Annotated in this window: 16 protein-coding genes; 11 read left to right on the forward strand and 5 right to left on the reverse strand. The window is 64.1% G+C overall.

Annotated features, from left to right (window positions below):
* Positions 1-313 precede the first annotated feature (313 nt).
* The 9 genes from AB1384_14035 (at position 314) to AB1384_14075 (ending at position 12633) form a co-directional block, all read left to right on the forward strand.
* The gene (locus AB1384_14035) at positions 314-1225 is read left to right on the forward strand and encodes a TetR family transcriptional regulator (protein ID MEW6555392.1); all 912 of its coding nucleotides are present in this window, start codon (positions 314-316) and stop codon (positions 1223-1225) included.
* A gap of 152 nt (positions 1226-1377) precedes the next feature.
* Complete coding sequence (locus tag AB1384_14040) at positions 1378-2883, forward strand: NAD(P)/FAD-dependent oxidoreductase (protein MEW6555393.1); 1506 nt, start codon at positions 1378-1380, stop codon at positions 2881-2883.
* 12 nt (positions 2884-2895) lie between these two features.
* Entirely contained in the window at positions 2896-3039 is a 144-nt protein-coding gene (locus tag AB1384_14045; GenBank protein MEW6555394.1) for a hypothetical protein, read from the forward strand.
* Positions 3040-3060: 21 nt separating this feature from the next.
* The gene (locus AB1384_14050; GenBank protein ID MEW6555395.1) at positions 3061-4557 is read left to right on the forward strand and encodes an NAD(P)/FAD-dependent oxidoreductase; all 1497 of its coding nucleotides are present in this window, start codon (positions 3061-3063) and stop codon (positions 4555-4557) included.
* 578 nt (positions 4558-5135) lie between these two features.
* Positions 5136-6932, forward strand: coding sequence for an ATP-binding protein (locus AB1384_14055; protein ID MEW6555396.1), 1797 nt, complete (start codon positions 5136-5138; stop codon positions 6930-6932).
* A 50-nt stretch (positions 6933-6982) separates the two neighbouring features.
* Positions 6983-7453 carry a flavodoxin domain-containing protein gene (locus AB1384_14060; GenBank protein MEW6555397.1) on the forward strand — a complete coding sequence of 157 codons (471 nt, stop codon included), beginning with the start codon at positions 6983-6985 and terminating at the stop codon, positions 7451-7453.
* Positions 7454-7504: 51 nt separating this feature from the next.
* Positions 7505-9847 carry an ATP-binding protein gene (locus tag AB1384_14065; protein ID MEW6555398.1) on the forward strand — a complete coding sequence of 781 codons (2343 nt, stop codon included), beginning with the start codon at positions 7505-7507 and terminating at the stop codon, positions 9845-9847.
* Entirely contained in the window at positions 9847-11247 is a 1401-nt protein-coding gene (locus AB1384_14070; protein ID MEW6555399.1) for a TldD/PmbA family protein, read from the forward strand. The genes AB1384_14065 and AB1384_14070 overlap by 1 nt, the downstream gene beginning before the upstream one ends.
* Positions 11248-12633, forward strand: a complete 1386-nt coding sequence (locus AB1384_14075; protein ID MEW6555400.1) for a TldD/PmbA family protein — start codon at positions 11248-11250, stop codon at positions 12631-12633. It begins immediately after the preceding gene.
* A 234-nt stretch (positions 12634-12867) separates the two neighbouring features.
* On the opposite strand, the gene AB1384_14080 is transcribed toward AB1384_14075, so the two are convergent.
* The 4 genes from AB1384_14080 to AB1384_14095 are packed head-to-tail and all read right to left on the reverse strand — an operon-like array spanning position 12868 to position 17470.
* Positions 12868-14364, reverse strand: a complete 1497-nt coding sequence (locus AB1384_14080) for a glycosyltransferase 87 family protein (protein MEW6555401.1) — start codon at positions 14362-14364, stop codon at positions 12868-12870.
* Complete coding sequence (locus AB1384_14085; protein ID MEW6555402.1) at positions 14333-15535, reverse strand: PQQ-binding-like beta-propeller repeat protein; 1203 nt, start codon at positions 15533-15535, stop codon at positions 14333-14335. Before AB1384_14085 ends, AB1384_14080 begins: the two co-directional genes overlap by 32 nt.
* A 48-nt stretch (positions 15536-15583) precedes the next feature.
* Positions 15584-16861: a hypothetical protein gene (locus tag AB1384_14090; GenBank protein ID MEW6555403.1), complete on the reverse strand. Its 1278-nt coding sequence runs from the start codon at positions 16859-16861 to the stop codon at positions 15584-15586.
* 3 nt (positions 16862-16864) lie between these two features.
* Positions 16865-17470, reverse strand: a complete 606-nt coding sequence (locus tag AB1384_14095; protein MEW6555404.1) for a phosphatase PAP2 family protein — start codon at positions 17468-17470, stop codon at positions 16865-16867.
* A 343-nt stretch (positions 17471-17813) separates the two neighbouring features.
* On the opposite strand from AB1384_14095, the gene AB1384_14100 reads away from it, so the two are divergent.
* Both AB1384_14100 and AB1384_14105 read left to right on the forward strand, forming a co-directional pair.
* Entirely contained in the window at positions 17814-18758 is a 945-nt protein-coding gene (locus AB1384_14100) for an LCP family protein (protein MEW6555405.1), read from the forward strand.
* 12 nt (positions 18759-18770) lie between these two features.
* On the forward strand, positions 18771-19415 hold the full coding sequence (locus tag AB1384_14105) for a PHP domain-containing protein (GenBank protein ID MEW6555406.1): 645 nt from the start codon (positions 18771-18773) through the stop codon (positions 19413-19415).
* On the opposite strand, the gene AB1384_14110 is transcribed toward AB1384_14105, so the two are convergent.
* On the reverse strand, positions 19412-19743 hold a 332-nt coding region (locus AB1384_14110), incomplete at its 5' end, for a hypothetical protein (protein MEW6555407.1). The genes AB1384_14105 and AB1384_14110 overlap by 4 nt on opposite strands.

A 19743-nucleotide genomic window follows, 5' to 3' on the forward strand; every position in this document is an offset into this window, starting at 1 on the left:
GTCGATACCGATGTACACTCTACTCATGGGACGCCTCCTTTCGGTCGTGCCGGCCCTTTCAACCGGCATGTTTGGTTTGTCACCTAATTGTTCGGAGGCGTCCGTTCTTTATCATTCCAGGTCTTGGATCTTGGATACCGGAGTATGTGAGTCAAGAACCACCCGTATCTAGCTGGGTGTTCACAGCCGCTTTGAATCCAAGATCCAAGACCTGACCCCCTGCCTGGTCGGCACCTTGTCTATATGCACCACTTAGAGAATAATTATGGTTGATCATAAGGGAGGCGGGCACACCCAGAAAGGAAGTCTTGGATTGGCGGACAAAGAGCGGGGCGGCCTCATGAAGATGAAACAGCTCTCACAGGCCGCGGACCTGCCCGTGAGCACCATCAAGTTCTACATGGCGAAGGGGTTGCTCACGGTGCCGGAAAAAGAAAAGCCCAACGTGGTCTATTACGACGAGGCTTTCCTGCGGCGGCTGCTGGTGATAAAGAACATGCGCCAGGAGGGCATGTCCATCAAGAGCATGAAGAGCATCCTGGACAAGTACTCGTTCGACCAGGTCTCGGACTGGGACGATTTCCGCGCCCGCGCCCGGGAGAAGGAGGCCCACGAACTCGAGGACGAAGAGCGCCTGGCGGCCATGAGCGACGAGGAGAGGCGAACGGAGGAGATCCTGGGCGCCGCCTTCCGCGTCTTCTCCAGCAAGGGGTACCACAACGCAACCGTCGACGACATAGCCCAGGAGGCGGGCATCAGCAAGGGCACCTGTTACCAGTACTTCCCGGGCAAGGAGGACATCTTCATCGCTACCATGGAGCGGACCCTCACTACCCTCCTGGCCGAGGCCGATGCGGCGGCCGGGGAGGCGAAGGACGCCCTCATGCGCCTGGGCATCGAGGGGCTGACCTTCATCTCCAAATACCGCGACCTGCAGTTCATGTTCATGGGCATGATCTCCGAGGCCTTGGGGGGCAACGAGAGGCTGCGCAGGAAGGCCGCCGAAGTCTTCGGAAAGGTGGCTGATTTCCTCGCCCGTGACATCGAGAGGGGCATCGCCGACGGCATCTTCCGTCCCGTCGACCCCAATACCGTCGCCTATGCCCTCTTCGGCATCGCCGAGGTGGTGGGAAACCGCTACGTGGTAGAGGAGGACTTCGACGTCCTCTCCTTCTTCGTCAACCTCATGGACTTCCTGCAACACGGCCTGTACGCGGAGAGCTGAACGCCCTTTATTCCGGAAACCCGGCCCCCTTGCCCATGCGGTTGATGCCGCTTGCGTCCGAAACGACGGGCGCGGGGTTTACATCCAAGTTATCAGAAACTATAATATACTAACAAGTCAATATAACTATCCACATAGCTGAGGAGGTTCGCATGGCGGATTACGACGCGATCGTCATCGGAGCAGGACTGGGAGGGTTGACCACCGCCTCACTCCTGGCCAAGAACGGCTTTAAGACCCTTGTCCTGGAGCAGTCCGACATCGTCGGGGGTTGCTGCTCCACCTATGAGGTCAACGGCTACAAGTTCGACGTGGGGGCCTCCATCGTGGAGATCCTCCATCCCATGGAGAGGTTCTTCGAGCTCATGGGGAAGAGGCGCGACGATTACGTCGAGCTCGTCCCCTGCGACCCCATCTACTCCTTCATCACCCCGGAGGGAGACCGCTTCTCCTACCCCACGGACATCGACGAGACCACAAGGGTGATAGAGTCCATAGCCCCCGAGGACGTGGAGGGATGGAAGAGGTTCTCCAGCCTGGGCTTCGAGATGATCGACAAGATGATGGACGCCATGATGCTCTCCCCTATGAAGACGCTGCCCGAAGCCATATCCATGGTCATCAAGAACCCTGACGCCATGCGTTTCCTGCCCCTGCTCATGCGCACCCACCAGGCGGTGACGCGCAAGTACTACAAGAACCCCACCATCCAGTCCTCCGTGGCCTTCCAGTCCTACTTCGCGGGCGCGCCGCCGGAGATCGGCTCGGGCATCTTCGGCTTCATCGCCCTCACCGAGCACATGGGCATCTACTACCCGCGCGGCGGCATGATCTCCATCCCGGAGGGCATGCGGCAGGCGGGCGAGGAGCACGGGATGGAGGTGCGCACGGGCCAGAAGGTGGAGAAGATACTGGTGCGCGACCGCACCGCGGGCGGCGTGCTGCTGGAGGACGGCACGGAGATAACCTCACGCATCGTCGTCTCGAACGTCAACGCCAAGGTGGCGTACCTCAAGATGGTCGGCCCGGACAACCTGCCCAGGTGGGCGGTGAAGGCCATCGACAGCTACCGCCACTCCATGCCCTGCCCCATGATCTACGTGGGGCTGGACACCAAGCCGGACCTGGAGGCCCATCACACCGTGGTCACCGGCTCCATCAAGGCCATGAACGACGTGTGGAACGACTACTACATGCGCGACCTCATCCCCAACAACGCCATGAGCCTGGTGTGCTGGCCGTCGGAGGCGGACCCCTCCCTGGCCCCGGACGGCCACCACGTGCTCAACTTCCTGTGCAACGCGCCGGCCCCCTACGCGCCGCTGGGCGACAACTGGGACCGCATCAAGGACTGGTACAAGGAAGAGGCCATCAAGAGCCTGGAGCGCCACGTATTGCCGGGCGTGCGCGACCACATCACCTACATGGAGGTGTCGACCCCCCTCGATTTCGAGCGCCGCCTGCTCTCGCCCCAGGGGTCCATCTACGGCCTCTTCTCGGACATGACCTCGCTGGCCCTGTTCCGCCCCCACGCGCGCTCGCGCGCCATCAGGAACCTCTATCTCACCGGCAGCTCCACCCACCTGGGGGGCGGCGTGCCGACGACCATCGCTTCCGGTATCATCACATCGGGCTACATCCTGAAGGACAGAGGATAGGAGGAGTAACAGATGAAGAACATTAAGAAGGTCCTCGGCATCGCGGTCCTCCTGGGACTCGCCGCCGCTTACCTGACCGCGGACGAGAGCACCAAGCGCTACCTTGCCCACATCGGGAAGCAGGCGCCCTACCTCCCCTACCGCTACTTTATCTGACAGGCCGGAAAGGAGACGAAGATGGATTACGACGCCGTAGTCATCGGCGCTGGCCTGGGAGGCCTTTCGAGCGCGGCCGTGCTGGCGAAGAACGGCTACAAGACCCTGGTCCTCGAGAACACCGGACAGGTCGGGGGGTGCTGCTCTTCCTGCGACCACCAGGGCTACCGCTTCGACATCGGGGCGAGCATCGTGGAGCTCGACTGGGTCATCGACGAGCTCTTCACCAGGCTTGGCCACAAGACCGAGGACTTTATCGATTTCATCCCCATCGACCCCATCTACGGTTTCTTCACCGCCGACGGCCGCCGCTTCTCCTACCCGGTGAGCATTGACGGCACGCGCGAGGTCATCGCCCAGTTCTCGCAGGAGGACGCCAAGGCCTGGGACCGCTTCGCAGAGGTGGGGTCCGAGGCCATCAACTTCGCCTTCGGCAAGGTGATGTCCGAATCCATGGGCACCATGAAGGACCTGGTAAAGGTGGCCATGGCCAACCCCAAGCTTATCAAGTACTTCAAGTACATGATCCTCAACTTCGAGAGCGTGCTCTGCAAGTTCTTCAAGAGCGACACCGTGCGGGCCTCCATGAGCCTGCAGTCCTACTTCGTTGGACTCCCCCCGTCGCTGTGCCCCGGTTACGTGGCATTCCTCGCCTACTCCGAGCACGAGGGCATCTTCTACCCCCGCGGCGGCATGAAAGGCATCCCCGAGGGCATCGCCGAAGCCTACAGGGGGTTCGGCGGGGACATCCGCTTCAACGCGCGCGTCGACAAGGTGCTCACGGACGGCAAGCGGGCGTGCGGCGTACGGCTGGCGGACGGCAGCGAGATCCGCTCAAACATCGTGGTCTCCAATATCAACGCCAAGACCCTCTACCTGGACCTGGTGGGCGAGGAGAAGCTACCAGCCTGGGCCAAGCGGGCCATCAAGAGCTACAACGTCTCTATCCCGGCGCCCATGATCATGCTGGGGCTCGACGCCAAGCCCGACCTGGACGCCCACCACTCCTTCTGCTACGCCACCCTGGACGAGATGAACCGCATCTGGTACGAGGACTACGCGGCGGGCAAGGTGCCCGACGGCGGCTTCATGCTCATCTCCTGGCCGACCCACGCCGACCCTTCCCTTGCGCCCGAAGGCCACCACTGCCTCAACCTGGTGTCCTTCGCGCCCTACCACCTGGCCGACGGGGACTGGGACAACTACAAGGAGAAATACCTCGACATGATGCTGGGTCTGTTGGAGAAGAACTTCAACCTCAACCTGCGCGAGCACATACAGGTGGCCCAAGTGAACACCCCCAAGGACTTCGAGAGGATGCTGCTCCATCCCAATGGCGCGGTCTACGGCCTGCAGAGCGACATCACCTGCTCGGCCGCCTTCCGCCCCAGCGCCCGCTCGCGGGTCCTCAAGGGCCTCTACCTCACCGGCGCCTCCACCCACCTCGGTGGCGGGGTGGCCCCGACCATAGGCTCGGGCGTCGTGGCGAGTGATTTTATCCTGCGCGACTTCAGCTGAGCCCGGGGAATCGAGCGTGTTCGGGCTCGGGCGCTTTTCCAGCCCGGGGCCTCCAGGTAACGGTCTCGCTTAGCGCGCTTCCTTCGCTGGAAAAGTTGAGGCCTGGGTCAAACGCGCACGCTGCGACCGACCTGGTAGTTCCCCGGGCAAGTGGCAGCGCAGACGGGAATCGCCCGAACACGCCGGCGTCCCGGACGCGCTTTGCCTCGCCGCTTGGATAGGGGTTTTGATATAGACGGCACACGGGCCGGATCGCGATACCTTAGCCGCCTCTATGCCCATTGCTCATTTCCGAGCACCTTACTCGCCGGGCGGGTGGCAGCGCAGATGAGTTCGCTCGGACCGCTCCCCCGTCGGGCCGGGGCCGCAGGTGCATACCTCGTCCGAACAAGCTGGTTTCCCGGACGCGCTTTGCCTCGCCGCTTGGATAGGGGTTTTGATATAGACGGCACACGGGCCGGATCGGGGTCATCCGGCCACTTTCCATGCGCGTTGTCCCGGCGCGAGCCTGGCGCGGGCGTATCCGTTAAAATAGGTTAAGGTGGCGGTCCGCTTGAGGCAGTGGAAGGATGAGCGCCTTGACCCTGCAGGTGACCTTCCAGAACATGGTCGAGATCTTCGTTGCCGCGGGATCCCTGTTCCTCGGGGCCATCGTCCTGACTGCCTACTGGCGCGAGCGGAGCGGGAGGCTCTTCGGCCTGCTCTGCGTCGCCCTCGCGTTTTGGAAGGCCTTCGAGTTCGCGGACCCCGCCTTGACCACCACCGCCTGGGTGGACGCCATGGGATGGGCGCTGGGCGCCTTCACCCTGGCCCTGGCCTGGCATTTCGTGGTGTCGTATACCTACCGCGGCATGCACGAGCCACGCCTGCTCTGGTCCGCCCTCTATCTCCCCGCCCTCCTGCTCTTCATCGCGCCCTTCCTGGGGTCGCTCCGCAACAACCATATTTATCAGGCACTTTTCACCCTCTACTATATAGCGGGCATGGGCGGGATCGTGGCGCTGACCGTGCGGGCTTACCTGAGGGAGAGAAGCCGGGCCATGATCCTGGCGATGCTCGGCACTTTCTCCATCGCCATCGGCGCCGGCATCCATATCATCGTCCTGCTCCTGGACATGGAGACCTGGCACGTCCAGACCTACGGAATGCTGGCCTTCGAGATATTCTTTGCCTACGACATCATGGTGGCCGGGATGCTGCGGGAACGCAAGAGGCACCTGCGCGCCCTGGAGGAGATGGGCCTGAGAGAGCGGAAGCTGGAGGCGGCGGAGGAGGGTTTCCGCCGCCTCATGGAGACCAGCTTCGATATCATCCTGACCCTTGACAAGGAGGGCAATATCCTGGCGATTTCCACGCCGGAGGAGGACATTGGCGGCTTCAGGATCGAGAAGCTCCTCGGCAAGGGCTACCTGGATTTTCTGACCCCGAGCGACCAGGCGAAGGTGGCCGATGCCGTGGTCAGGGGGATGGCCGGGGAAAAGATCCGCTACCTGGAGGTGACCCTGTCTCAACCGGGGGCCAGGCCCCTTATCCTCCAGGTGACCGCAACGCGCCTGCAGGATGAGGACGGCATAGCCCTGGTCATCGCCCGCGACGTCACCGGGGCCAGAAAGATGGAGCGCGAGCTGCAGGAGAGGAACCTCCTCCTCGAGGAGGCCAACCGGCGCCTGCGCGAGTTGGACACCCTGAAAACGGAGCTGGTGGGCGTGGTCGGACACGAGCTGCGCTCGCCACTCACGGTCATCTACAGTTATGCGGCGGCCCTCAAGGACCACTGGTTGAAGATGGACGAGGAGCGCAAACTGGAGTGCGTTGACCACATGCTGCGGGAATGCAACCGGCTCAACCACATGGTTGAGAACGTGCTCGACATGAGCAGGATAGAATCCGACCGTATCTTCCTTAACCGGCAACGCGGGGACCTGGTGGACCTGCTCGGCGACGTGAGCAGGGAGATGGCCATGGCCCCGGGTACCCACCGCGTCAGGCTCATAACCTCGGCGACCAGGCTGGATATAAACGCAGACTGGGACAAGATAAAGCAGGTGGTGATAAACCTGCTCGACAATGCCTTCCGCTTTAGCCCCCCCGGCTCACAGGTCATACTCACATGCGATGTCCTGGACGGCGAGGCCGTGGTGCGGGTCAAGGATATGGGGCCAGGGGTGCCGCCGGAGGGGCGGGACCGGCTCTTCGAGAAGTTCACCCAGAGCAAGGTGGAGGGGATGGAACGCGGGCTGGGGCTGGGGCTCTATATCGTGCGCACTTACGTGGAGGCACACGGTGGAGAGGTATGGATCGAGGACGAGAAAGGCCTGGGGACGGTGATCGCGTTCTCCCTGCCCCTGTTACAGGAACTGGTGGAGGGGCTTTGACCGGCGGTGAGTGAAAGGCATGAGGGCCTTGCCTGGAGTAAGGAGGAGAGATGTTCGGCAAAAAGAAGAGCGCGTTGGTGGTGTTCCACAGCAAGACGGGCCACACGGCGAAAGCGGCGGAGGCCGTCGCGAGGGGCCTGGAATCGCGCAAAGTGAAGGCCACCGTCAAGCACGTGGACGAGGTAAGACCGGAAGAGGTACCGGGATACTCGGTGATCGCGGTGGGAAGCCCTACCCGGGGCGCCAAACCCGCGCGCGTGGTGAAGAAGTTCCTGCGGGGCCTGGACAAGAAGGCCTTGAAGGGGAAGACCGCGACGACCTTCAGCTCCTATGCCGGTTTCAGGGGTAAGGCGACCCTGCGGCGCATGAAAAGACTGCTCAAGCGCAGGAAGGCCAAGGTGCTTCCCGGCGTCGCCTTCAAGGCTGGAGCGCCCCTGAGCCTGTGGAAGGGGCCGGAGGCGGACGAGAAGGATATCGCTCGCCTGGAAGGACTTGGCAGGAAACTCGCGAAGAAGGCCTGAACCTGGCGGGAACATACCGGACCCGGAGAGACGAAGGACGGTAGGGAGCCGGTGAGACACATCTTGGGTGGGGTGCGGGGTAGGATACTGCTGTTCATGCTGCTCATGAGCACGCTGACCGGTGTGCTCGCCGGCGTCTCTGCGTACTACATCGCCCGTTCGTCCATCCGGGACCAGGTCTACGAAAACCTCTCCAACACGGCCAGAGGGGTCAGGGGCATCATCTCCGATGCCTGGGTGCCCACGCTCGAAGGGCAGATGCGGATACTCGCCGGGACGGCCGAGAAACTCTACGGCATGTACGAAGGGACCGGCGGCGTCGGCGCGGGTCTGCAGGAGACCGAAGGCAGGATACCCGGTTTCAAGCGCCTCAGCGTCTTCCTCCCCAACGGCTATCTTCTCGCAAGCTCCGACCCCGCATACGAGCCGGGTCGCATGGAGGAGTTGGGGGGCCTAGAGGCGGGAGAGACGCTGGTCATACCTTTCCGCATCACGGAAGGGCTTCCGGAAGGCGAGAAGGTGATGACCGTGGCTGCCCCCATCGTTGTCGATGGAAGCGTCGCGGCGGTGCTGGCGGGGGACGTGCCGCCCGAGCGCATCAGCGAGAGCCTGGGCTCGCTGACCGTGGGCAGGTCGGGCGAGATATATCTGGTGAACGGCGGAGGGCAGATCGTTACCATTCCTCCCAAGGCAGGCGAGGGATCGGGCCTCGAGATCCTCGGAGAGCCCATGGACACGGAGGGGGTACGCAGGGTGACGAGCGGCGAGAGCGGCGTCGCCGAATATAGGAACTACGCCGGCGAGGAGGTCCTGGGCAGCTATGCATGGATGCCGGACCTGGGATGGGGGCTGCTGGTGGAGGAGAGTGCCGACCAGGCCTTCTCCGAGCTGGCTTCGCTGCGCTTCGCCATCATCCTCATCGTGCTGGGCCTGGTGCTCATCGCCCTCGTCGCGTCGCTATTCTTCTCCCAGCGCATCAGTAAACCGCTCGTCACCCTCCAGACCGGAGCGGAGAAGTTGGCCCTGGGGGACCTGGATTACCGCATAGAGCTCAAGGGGGCCGCTGAGCTGGAGAGCCTGGCGCACAGTTTCAACCGCATGGCCGTGGCCATCCAGACCTCCCACGAGACTATGGAGCGCGAGGTGGTCGAGAGCACAAAGGACCTGCGCGCCATCAACGAGATGATCGCCGCCCTTCATCGCATCATCGGACCGGACGAGGCGTTGCAGAAGGCGCTGCAACTGTTCATGGACTACACCGCCTACGAGACCGGCTGGTGTTACCTGGCGGGCGATGAAGGCTGGAACCTGCTCTACCGTCGTTGCCGGGACGACACGGCGCGGCTCATGCCCGAATACATCCGTCCCGGGGAGGGCGGTCTCGGCCGCATAGCGCAGGACGGAGAGGCCGTCTTCTGGGATTCCGTACTGGAGTCGCAGGCGGAGGAAATCCCCTGCATCACGCCGGACGGGTCTTTCGTGGCCCTGCCGCTGCGCTCTCACAGCCGTATTCTGGGGCTGGTCTTCCTGGCTTCCCCGCAGAGGCGCCGCCTTTCCGGCAAGGCCAAGGCCAACCTGCAGGCCATGGCGGACGAGGCCGGTATAACGCTGGAGAACGCCATGCTCTACATGGAGCTGCGCAGGCACATCGCCGAACTGGAGAAGGCCAACCTGGAGCTGCGCGGCCTGGACGAGATGAAGTCAAACTTCATCTCGGCGGTGACCCACGAACTGAAGCAGCCGCTGGCCCTCATCGGCGGCTATGCCCAGACCGCCTACGACTACTACGACAGCCTGACCTATGCCGAGGAGATGCACTGCCTGCGGGTGATCGTGGAACGTACGCAGTTCCTGACCTCCCTGGTGGAAGACCTCCTGGATATCAGCATGCTCGAGGTGGGGCGGATCCCGCTGAGGTGCGAGGAAGTGGACGTGAGCGAGCTGGCGCGCAAGGCGGCGGAACAGTATGTTAACAGGGAAGGCGAACAGCCGGTGAGCGTGGTCTTCCCGGAGGACTTTCCCACCGTGCTGGCCGACGCGAAGAGGATCGAGCAGGTGCTGTCCAACCTCTTCTCCAACGCGGTAAAGTTCTCCGGGGGGCGGGGAGAGATCCGGGTCGTTGGAGAGGTGGCGGATGGCCACGTGCAGGTGCGCATCGAGGACGAGGGAGTGGGTATTGACCCATTGCAACTGGAGAAGATATTCGACCGCTTTTACCAGGCGGATGCGACGTCCCGCAGGCCTTACCCCGGGGTGGGGCTGGGACTGTTCATCTGCCGACAGATAGTAGAGGCACATAACGGAAGGATCTGGGCCGAGAACCGGCCCGAGGGGGGTTCCGCTTTCATCTTCGAGCTCCCCAAGGATCCCGGACCGGAAGGCGGTTCCAGCTGATGATCGACGAGGAATTGGCTCGACGCGTGATCGCGGAGGCACTCTCGAGGGGAGGCGATCTCGCCGACCTGTTCGTGGAGAGGAGGAGCTCCTACAACCTGCGCCTGGAGGAGGAGAAGGTCGAGGACAACAGCTCTGGAAGCGAGGTGGGCGCTGGGGTGCGCGTGATACGAGGGGAATCGGTGGCCTACGCCTACACCAACGATATCAGCGAGGCCTCGCTGCTGGAAACGGCCCGTGTGGCCGCTGCCGCTTCCCGCGGCGGCAAGACGGTCTCCATATACCTGGAAAGACCCCTGGAGTCCCTCCCGGCGCTCGCGGAACATGTGGTGGAGCTCGACCCGGACACCTATCCGCGCGAGGAGAAGATAGAGCTTCTGCGCCGCGCGGACCGGGCGGCGCGCGAGGCCGGACCGCACATCGTGCAGGTGGTCGCGGCGCTGGGGGACAGCCGGCAGGAGGTGCTCGTCGCCAGCTCCCTGGGGGAGATGGTGCGCGATACGCGCGTGCGCGTGCGCATGGTGGTGCAGGTGGTCGCGGCATCCGACGGCGAGATCCAGACCGGCCACGAGACCCCCGGCATGCTGGCGGGATATGAGCTGTTCCGCCTCTTTCCGCCAGAGCAGGCAGGCAGGGCCGCGGCGGAGCAGGCATTGACCATGCTTGAGGCCAGGCCGGCCCCTTCCGGCCCCATGGCCGTGGTCATAGCGAACGGTACCGGGGGCGTGCTCTTCCACGAGGCCTGCGGCCACAGCCTGGAGGCCGACGCGGTCTTCAAGAAGGCCTCGGTGTTCATGGACAAGATCGGCGAGAGAGTGGCCTCCCCGCTGGTGAACGCCTACGACGACGCCACCCTCACCAACCGCTGGGGCTCCTTCTGCTACGACGACGAGGGCGTGAGGGCGGCGCGCACTCCCCTGATAGAAGGAGGGGTCCTGCTGGGATTCATCAATGACCGCAAGCGCTCCTGGCGGGACGGGACGGTGGCCACGGGCAACGGCCGGCGCCAGTCCTACCGCTTCGTGCCCGTTCCCCGCATGACCAATACCTATATAGATGCGGGCGACGCCAAGAAGGAGGATATCATCGCGGACACGCCCCTCGGGCTCTATGCGCTCAAGCTTGGGGGTGGAGAGGTCAACCCGGTCACGGGGGACTTCATCTTCTCAGTCACCGAGGGGTACATGATCAGGGACGGCAAGGTGGCCGAGCCCGTGAAGGGGGCCACCCTCATCGGTAACGGCCCGCGCGCGCTCCAGGACATAGACGCCGTGGCCGACGACCTGGACTTCGATACGGGAATGTGCGGAAAGGACGGGCAGGCGGTGCCGGTGTGCACCGGCCAGCCCACCCTGCGGGTGCGTGAGATGGTCGTCGGCGGCACCACGGAGGTGATGTAGATGGAAAAGGCCGCCGGTCTCCAGGCGCTGGCGCTACAGTGGATGGAGAAGGGGCGCTCCCTGGCGGGCGCGGGGGTCGAACTCGAGATCTTCCTGCAGGAACACCGCGGGCTTTCCGTCAAGGCCTTCGGGGGAGAGGTCGAGAGCCTGCGCTACTCACACAGCCGTGGGGTGGGCGTGAGGGCGCTTAGGGAGGGGCGTATCGGCTACTCCTACTGCACCGGCCTCGCCTGGCAGGACGTCGAAAGGGCGGTGGAGGAGGCGGCGGCCAACTCCCGCTTCAGCACTCCCGACGAACACAACATCCTGCCCGGACCTGGCGTATATCCATCTGAGGACCTGGGCATATACGACGCCGAGGTGGAGGAGGAGGACTCCGGCAGGAAGGTGGAGATGGCCCTGGAGCTGGAGAGCCTCACCCTGGCCAGGGACCGCCGCATCTCCCAGGTCGAGACCGCCGTTTACGCGGACTCGGTGTCGCAGGTGGCGGTGGCCAGCACCGCCGGCGTGGAGGGGTACTATCGCCACTCGGACTGCTACTGTTACGTCTTCCCCATCGCCCGCGAGGGGGAGGAGCACCAGACCGGGTTCTCCTTCGGCCTGGGCGTGAAACCGTCCGATCTCGATCTAGCCGCGGTGGCGGAGGATGCGGTGGAACGCGCCGTCTGCCTGTTGGGGTCGGAGAGCATGGCCTCGCGCCGCACCACCCTCATCCTGGACAGTTTCGTGGCGGCGGAGTTCCTGGGCGTGCTGGCGGCGGCGCTCTCCGCCGAGGCGGTTCTCAAGGGCCGCTCGTTCCTGGCCGGAAAGACGGGTGAGGCCATCGCCGACCCCTTGGTCACGCTCGTCGACGACGGGTTGCTCAAGGGCGGGCCCTCCACCGCCCCCTTCGATGACGAGGGCGTGCCCTCGCAGCGCAAGGAACTCATAAAGGCGGGAGTCCTCCAGGGCTACCTGCACAACACCTATACCGCCTCGCGGGCGGGCACCGTGAGCACCGGCAACGCCAGCCGCGGCAGCTTCCGCGACCGGCCGCGCGTAGGAGCGAGCAATATGTACCTGCTGCCCGGCACAGGCAGCCGCTCCGACATCCTGCGGCAGGTAGGCGACGGTGTCCTGGTCTTGCAGGTTGTCGGCGCGCATGCCGGCGCCAACCCCATATCGGGCGAGATATCCCTGGGAGCCCTGGGTTTGCTGGTGGAGGGCGGGGAGCCGGTGCGGCCCTTGCGCGAGATAACCCTGGCGGGTAAGGCGCTGGACTTCCTGCGCGATGCCGTGGCGCTGGGCGGAGACCTGCGCTTCCTGCCCTTCGAGGGCAGCCTGGGTGCGCCCACCGTGGCCATCGAGGGCGTTATGGTCGCCGGCAGGGGCCAGGCAAGGTCTTGACCCCGCCTGGCCCCTGATCTAACGAAGGCGTCCAGCGACGCGTGGCGCCGGGGCCAGCATTTATACAGGCCCAAGTCGCGATTACGTAAGACCCAAGCAAGGTCTATGGGTCCAGAAGCGGTATGGCAAATCCGATTTACCGGGGCCAACGCTCGAAGACCTGACTCTCACTTCCCATTACCTCAGCCCAACGCGATTACAGAAGGTATTTGCTCATAAACGATGTCGGGATAGTTAGAACGGATGTATATCCGTCCCCAGGGGGATGGTGGCGGTGCCGACGGCCAGGCTCCACTGGGAGGCGCGGTCCCAGGGCCGCAGGGAGATGAACGGAAGCAGCCAGAGGAAATACCAGGGCATATAGTAGCTGGTCGTCACCAGGTAAGCGAGGGTGACCCAGAAGAAGCAGTCGGGGACGTCCCGGAGCGCCCGCATTCGGCGGGGCGCGAACCACAGGGCGGCCAGGAAGACCGGCAGCAGCAGGAGCTTGCTGAGGACGCTGCCGAGGGTCTGGGCCACGGAGGCCGGGATGCGCAGGACGTACTGGAAGATGAAGGTGAAGAGCGCGGACAGCCAGCCCCCCAGGCTGTCGTAGTTGTTCAGCTGCAGGTTGCGCAGGGTGGAATCGAAAGTCCCCGGCCCGGCCCAGAAGGGCAGAAAGAAGAGCACGAAGATGAGCAGGAAGACCGCCGCATACAGGGCCAGGGCACGCAACCTTTCGGCGCGGCCCTTCTGTGCGGAGACGAGGTGGATGACCAGGGCGACGACGAGGATGACGCTGATATACTTGACGAGCACCGAGAGGCAGAGGCAGACGAAACCCGCCCACCTCTTCTCCTTGAGCAGCAGGTAGACGGCCAGCAGCACCAGGGTCATCATCATCACGTCGTTGTGTCCTCCGCCAACTCCGATGGTCAGGGCGATGGGGTTCCAGGCGTAGAGCATGGTCCCGAAGCGTTGCCTGCGCGGGGCGATGAGCCCCAGGATGAACCAGACCAGCAGGATGTTGGCGAAGTGAAAGACGGCCATGGCCCCTTTGAAGACGATGATGTTGGCGGTTATCCCCTCTCCGGCCACGAGGTTCAACAGCATCGAGAAATAGGTGTGCACGGGACCGTAGACGATGGCGGTGTTCTTCCAGTTCAGGCTGACGTAGACCATGAGCTGATCGCCCGCGAAGCGCTGCGGGGTGAGCACATAGGGGTTGTCGTGATATCGCGCCGCGATCTTGCCGTAGAAGATGTTCGAGAAGACGTCCTTGCTCACCAAGGGAGGGATGACCACCAGCAGCAGGCAGAGGAAGAAAGTCAGGGTGAGGATGGACAGGAGCCCCTTGTCCTGCCGGCGGCGGAAGATGAGCACGGCCCAGGCGTAGGTGGCCAGGAGCAGCGCCAGCACGACGATGGATACCGCCACCAGCTGAAGCTGCGAGGCGTGGTTGATGCCCGTGACGTCCAGGAGCTCCGCGAGGTAGGTGTTCCTCTGTACTGTCTCGTGGATGGGGGAGAGCTTACCGATGGTGCCGTCGGGCGCGAGGGACAGCAGGGCGATGACCACGTAGAGGAAGACGGTCACGCAGATCATGCACAGGTAACCCAGCTCGGAGGTGAGCGCATCGTTCCATGCCCGTGCCCGCCCGCTCCCGCGCGGCAACGAGACCAGCTCGAGTTCCGACTGTTCTACGGGCCTCCCCACGACATCACCGTATCCCGTCTGGCAGTTCGTAGGCACGCACGAAGCCGTCTGGGCAGCCGGCGTAGATGGTCCTCCCGACCAGGAGGGGCGGGGAGGCGAAGCCGTACGGAGCTTCCAGGATGCCGAGGGGCTTCCCGGTGGCGGCGTCAAGGAGGTAGGACCTGCCGTCCGCCCGGAAGGCGCACACCAAGGCCATATCCGTCAGGGTGGAGCTGGACAGGAGATCGCCCCCGGTGAAGGACCACAGCTCCTCCCCGCTCTCCAGCGCCATGGCGTTCAAGGTGTTGCCGTGCGAGCAGGCATAGAGGTTATCGGAACCATCTAGGGGCGCCAGCCATACGAAGCCGGGCAGCTTTTTCGACCACAGGGATGACCCGTCCACCGCGTCCAGGGCATGCACCCAGCCGTCAATGCAGGCGAACAGGACCCTCCCGCCGCCGATCTGAGGTGAGGAGAAGACTATGTTGGAGGACCTGAACGACCACAACTCCGCGCCCGTGGGCTTGTCCAGGGCGTATACCTCGCGCCGGTAGCCGCCCAGGTATACCGCGTCCGCGCCCACGGCCGGCGGTGCCGGCGTCCAGCTCTCGGTGTCGTAGATCCAGACAGGAGTGCCGCTGCCGGCGTCCAGGGCATAGAGGCGGTGAAGGAGGTCGTAGATGGAATCGTTATCGGCGGTGAAGAAGACCATATCGCCGTTGACCACCGGCTGGGCCAGGATCTCCCCCTGGGCGGTATAGTACCAGAGCAGGGCTCCGCTCCCCGCATCGAGGGAATAGAGGACATGGTCGGTGGCGCCCACGTAGACCACCCCCGAATCTACGGCGGGCGGTGCCGATACCCACACCCCCAGGTCCAGTTGCCAGATGGTGCGGCCCGAGGCGGCGTCCACCGCCAACACCTGCCCCTGGTTGGAGGTGAGGTACAGGACGCCGCCCTCCTCCTCGAGGAAGATCTCGCCGCCCGCGTCCAGCTCCCATCTGGTCGCAAGGGGAAGCACGCGCGTGCTCGCCACGATGTCGAGAAACGCGCCGAGGGAATCGTACAGCGCCTCGCCCGGAGCTGTTTCCCGCGTCACCGGGGGGTTAATGACGGCTTCGCGCGCTCCCAGTGAAGCCTGGACCACGAAGAAGATGGCGATCGCTCCGGCAAACAGGCAGAGCGCCGCCTTTAAAACCAGGGCAGCTCCGCCACTGCTCCTTTCCATCTTGTCCCTCGCCTTCGGCCAGCGCTCGAGCCCGAGCAGCTGTTACGACTACGTCCCCGACTCGGCCTCCCATATTAGAGTTGCCAGGCGCCCCGGGGTTCCTCTATCCAATATGAATTTACCCCTCAGGACATCCTCCCACAACTCGATCCGTGCGGGCGCGCGGTCAGGCCCCTCCCGGGCGGAAGGCGCCGCTGTTTCAAGGTTTTCCGAGGTCATCACGGTGGTGAGAGGGGTGAGGCCACCTCCCGGCGCCGTGCCGCAGAGGTGGGCCGCCAGCCTTGCCTCCCTGCCCTGCCAGGTCCTGGCGCCCCGCCGCCTGGCGAGGAAGTAGGTCACCCATAAAGAGATCAGCAGGCCCGTAAGGGGACCGGAGAAGAGCTTCCACCTCACGTCGAAGCCCACGGTCACCGCGGTGGCGAGGATGACGCAGGGCGCGAGGACCGGCAGCCAGATGCGGACGAGCCTGCCGAAGCCCGCGTCCTTCCAAGGCTTCTGCCTGAAAAGGACCACCAGCATGTCCCACGGGGTATCGGAGAGCGAAGCGTCCCCCACGAAGCCATGCTCGCAGTCGGGGGTCACCGGCGCCACCATGAACAACCGCCGCGGCGCGTAATCCCTCTCCAGTACGGGCAAGAGGGCCTCGAGCGTGTTTCCTCCCCAACCCAGGCCCAGGATGGTCTCTCCCCGCAGGCTCACCCCGCACTCACGCTCCACCTGGGCGAGCAGCCCGGGGACGCCCATCTCCGCCGCATCCAGCCCCTGCGCCGCCAGGTCGTCGAAGGCGAGGCGGGGATGGACGCTGAGCATGCCGTGGCCCCCGGGCGTAGCCGCACACAGACTGCGTATGAGGTCCTCCGAGCCCTTCCCCGGCTCCGCCAACACCACCAGGTTCATTCCCGGCTCCCCCCAGGCTTCGGAGGCCAGCACCGACCCGGCGGGCAGCTCCAGACGTTCCATGGCCGGGCCGGCACCATCTCTGCCGCGCCTGCCGCGGCCGTAACGGCGCCGCATCGCCTCGCTGGCAGACGCGAGGACAACGGATAGAGCGGCGGCGGCGGCGATGCCCAGGACGAGACAGACCAGGCTCATAAAGGCCTCGATGTTGCGCACGTTTCGGTGGAGGGGGTCGCTGAAATACCACGCGTACGCGAAGAAGACCAGGGAAGCGCCCAGCGGATAACTGACGGCCCGCCGCGTCCGTCCCCCGTAGAGGTTCAGGCCGTGCCACCCCCGCTTCGCCACCATGATCTGGATGATCCCCAGTGCGGCGATGAAGCAGAAGAGAAAGGTATCCAGGATGTCCTCGTAAAAGATCTCTGCCAAGGCTCATTCCCTAACGCTCAGGGAGGACCTCAAGCGGCTCTCCACGGTGTTCACCATGGCCACGAGGGGCCGGCTCAGGAAGTCGACCCGGTGCACGAGATAGGCGCTGGCAGCCGCGACGAGGATGCCGGCCAGCACGTCTCCGGGATAATGCACGCCGCAGTAGATGCGGGCGAAGGACATGAGCAGGGCGGGCGGCAGGAACCACCACCCGAAGCGCCGGTCGGAGAAGAGGGCCGAGAAGAAGAAGGTGAAGGTGGCCGTCGCGGGGTTGCTGGGAAAAGACCAGTCGGTGGGACGGTAGAAGAGCAGGTTCACCTCGTGGTCTATGAAGGGGCGCGGCCGGTGGATCAGCGTCACCGCCAGTTGCAGGACGGCGGAGGCGACGGCGATGGAGATGAAAACCCGCAGCACCGCGCCGAGGTTGTCGCGGTCCTGCTTGCGGTTGCGCCCGTGCAGGGCCAGGACGATGAGCATGAAACCGAGGGTGAACGGCACCAGGTGGTCGTTGCAGAACATCTTCATAAGGCCGTCGAAGAAGGCGTTCCTGCCGGCCAGTCCGTTTATCCAGGTGAATACGGTATAGTCAAGCTCGAGCAACCAGCACAAAGGGTTCCTTCCGGTTAATCTGCGATCCCCGCGGTCTCAGGCCAGGCTAATTATACAGTATAGGGGTCAAGTCTTGGATCTTGGATCCATGCGGCCCAGGGCTTGATGGAGGCTCCTGATGGAATCCAAAATCCAAGACCCCCCTACGGGGAAAGGACCGAGCGGTGGGGGAAGACGGACGGGTTCTAGGTCGCGGCGGAGTGGGAACGCGGGCGGGTTACAGGGCGGGGCGTGGGCAGGAAGTGACGCGTGGTGGGGTTGGTCGGGGGAACTGGTGGAAGGATAATGGGCGTCCTTATAAGAAAATAGGAAGCGAGATCATGTCGTCCACGAGGGAGGCGATTTGCGCAAAAAGTCCGCCGTGAGGATAATCCTTCTCTCCCTGGCCCTGGTGGTCGCGGCCGCCAGCGCCGTCATGCTCATCGATCCCTGGGACTGGCTGGACGGAGGAGCTGACGCGGCGGTGGAGCCCGAAGCGTTCCCGGGAGTCGAGGAACCCGCCCTGGTCCCGGCGGCGGAGCCCCTCAGCCAGCAGCCCTTCAACGTCCTCATCATGGGGATAGACCACGGGCTCGGCCGTGCCGAGGAGGGCAACCAGAGGAGCGACACCATCATCGTCGCCCATATCGATGAGGCCAAGGGCAAGGCCTGCCTGCTCTCCGTTCCCAGGGACAGCTATGTCGCCATAGAAGGGCACGGCCGCAGCAAGATCAACGAAGCCTATCAGCTGGGCGGAGCGGAGCTTGCGATACGGACCGTGGAGCAGGTGACCGGCATGGAGATCCGCAACTTTATCGCGGTGGATTTCGACGAGTTCACCCGGCTGGTAGACCTTTTCGGCGGAGTGCAGGTCACCCTGGACGAGGCCATCATGGACCCCAAGCTGGGTATCATCCCGGCGGGCAACCAGTTGCTCGACGGTGAATCCGCCCTGATCATGGCGAGGTCGAGGGATTATCCGGAGTCGGACCTGGAGAGGGTGAGGCAGCAGCAGAGGCTGCTCATCCAGGCGCTCTATAAAGGAAAAGAGCTGGCGTCATACCCGGGAGCGGCCTGGTTTCTCTCCGTGGCCCTGGAGAATGTGGAGACCGATCTGACCCCGGACGAGGTCATCCGTCTGGCGCGGGGTTTCGCTTCCTACCCCGTGGTGAGCGTCCAGGGCGGGGTGGCGCCGGGACGCACTGGCTCCGCGGGGAGTGCCAGCGTATATTTCCTCGACGAGGTTAAACTGCAGGAGCTGGTCTCGTCCATTGAGAGCGCCTGCATCGTCCCGGAGGAATTCCGCTGAGCGAGGGTGTGCATGAGGGTAAAACTGGACCTGCATATACATACCACCTATTCCTTTGACAGCGCCATCGACCCTGCCTCCTTGAGGGAAATATGCAGCGAAAGGGGACTGGACGGCGTGGCCGTGACCGACCACGATTCCCTGCGCGGCAGCCTCGAGTTCGCATCCGAACTGCCCGACCTGATCGTGGTGCCCGGATCTGAGATACGCTCCGCGGAAGGCGAGATCATCGGCCTCTTTCTCAGCGAGGAGGTGCCGCCCGGCCTGACGGCCCCGGAGACCATACGGCGTATCCACGAGCAGGGGGGGGTGGTGGTAGTGCCCCACCCGTTCGATATCGTCAAGCTCAAGAGGATGCGAGCGCGCCGCCTCGAGGAGCTGTTGGAGGAGATCGATGCCCTGGAGGCCCTGAACGGCAAGCCGCGCTGGTGGTTCGCCAACCGCAGCGCGCAGCGGTTCGCGCGCAGGCACAGGCTTCCGGTCACAGCCGGAAGCGATGCCCATAAAGCCGGTCACGTCGGATTGCTCTATACCGAGATGGAAGAGTTCAATGGCGCGGAGGAATTCCTCGCCTCCCTGCGCACCGCGTCTGTGCACGGCAGGCGCTACAGCCCCTGGGCGAGCCAGCTCGACCGCTGGAAAGCCCGCCTGCGCTAGTCGAAAAACCCTTCGGGGGGTTCCATGCCCGGGGGAGAATCCTCCCTTTTGGGCGGCAACGGCTCCAGCCTCTCGTCAAGCCGTGGCAGCCTCACCCCTCCATCGGGAGGCTCCGCTGGATAGCCCGGAGGGGGCATCTCCGGAAAGGACGGCGGCGGGGCTTCGAAGACCGGCGCCTCCGTCACGGGCATCTCCTCGAGGGGTGGAGCAAAAGTCGGCGGTTCGGGTGTAGGTTCGAAGAAGGGCGCGGGCTCGGGCGCGGCAACCGGCGGCGGCGCCACCTCCGGCGCTCCCTTCACCTTCTTGGCGGCCTTCTCCTCCTCCTTGA

Source organism: Actinomycetota bacterium (assembly GCA_040757835.1).
GTDB lineage: Bacteria > Actinomycetota > Geothermincolia > Geothermincolales > RBG-13-55-18 > SURF-21.

Excerpts from the sequence above, each read along its gene's own strand:
- AB1384_14085 (MEW6555402.1), bottom strand. The coding sequence starts at position 15,535 with ATGGAAAGGAGCAGTGGCGGAGCTGCCCTGGTTTTAAAGGCGGCGCTC.
- AB1384_14040 (MEW6555393.1), top strand. The coding sequence starts at position 1,378 with ATGGCGGATTACGACGCGATCGTCATCGGAGCAGGACTGGGAGGGTTG.
- AB1384_14045 (MEW6555394.1), top strand. The coding sequence starts at position 2,896 with ATGAAGAACATTAAGAAGGTCCTCGGCATCGCGGTCCTCCTGGGACTC.
- AB1384_14050 (MEW6555395.1), top strand. The coding sequence starts at position 3,061 with ATGGATTACGACGCCGTAGTCATCGGCGCTGGCCTGGGAGGCCTTTCG.
- AB1384_14070 (MEW6555399.1), top strand. The coding sequence starts at position 9,847 with ATGATCGACGAGGAATTGGCTCGACGCGTGATCGCGGAGGCACTCTCG.
- AB1384_14060 (MEW6555397.1), top strand. The coding sequence starts at position 6,983 with ATGTTCGGCAAAAAGAAGAGCGCGTTGGTGGTGTTCCACAGCAAGACG.
- AB1384_14105 (MEW6555406.1), top strand. The coding sequence starts at position 18,771 with ATGAGGGTAAAACTGGACCTGCATATACATACCACCTATTCCTTTGAC.
- AB1384_14075 (MEW6555400.1), top strand. The coding sequence starts at position 11,248 with ATGGAAAAGGCCGCCGGTCTCCAGGCGCTGGCGCTACAGTGGATGGAG.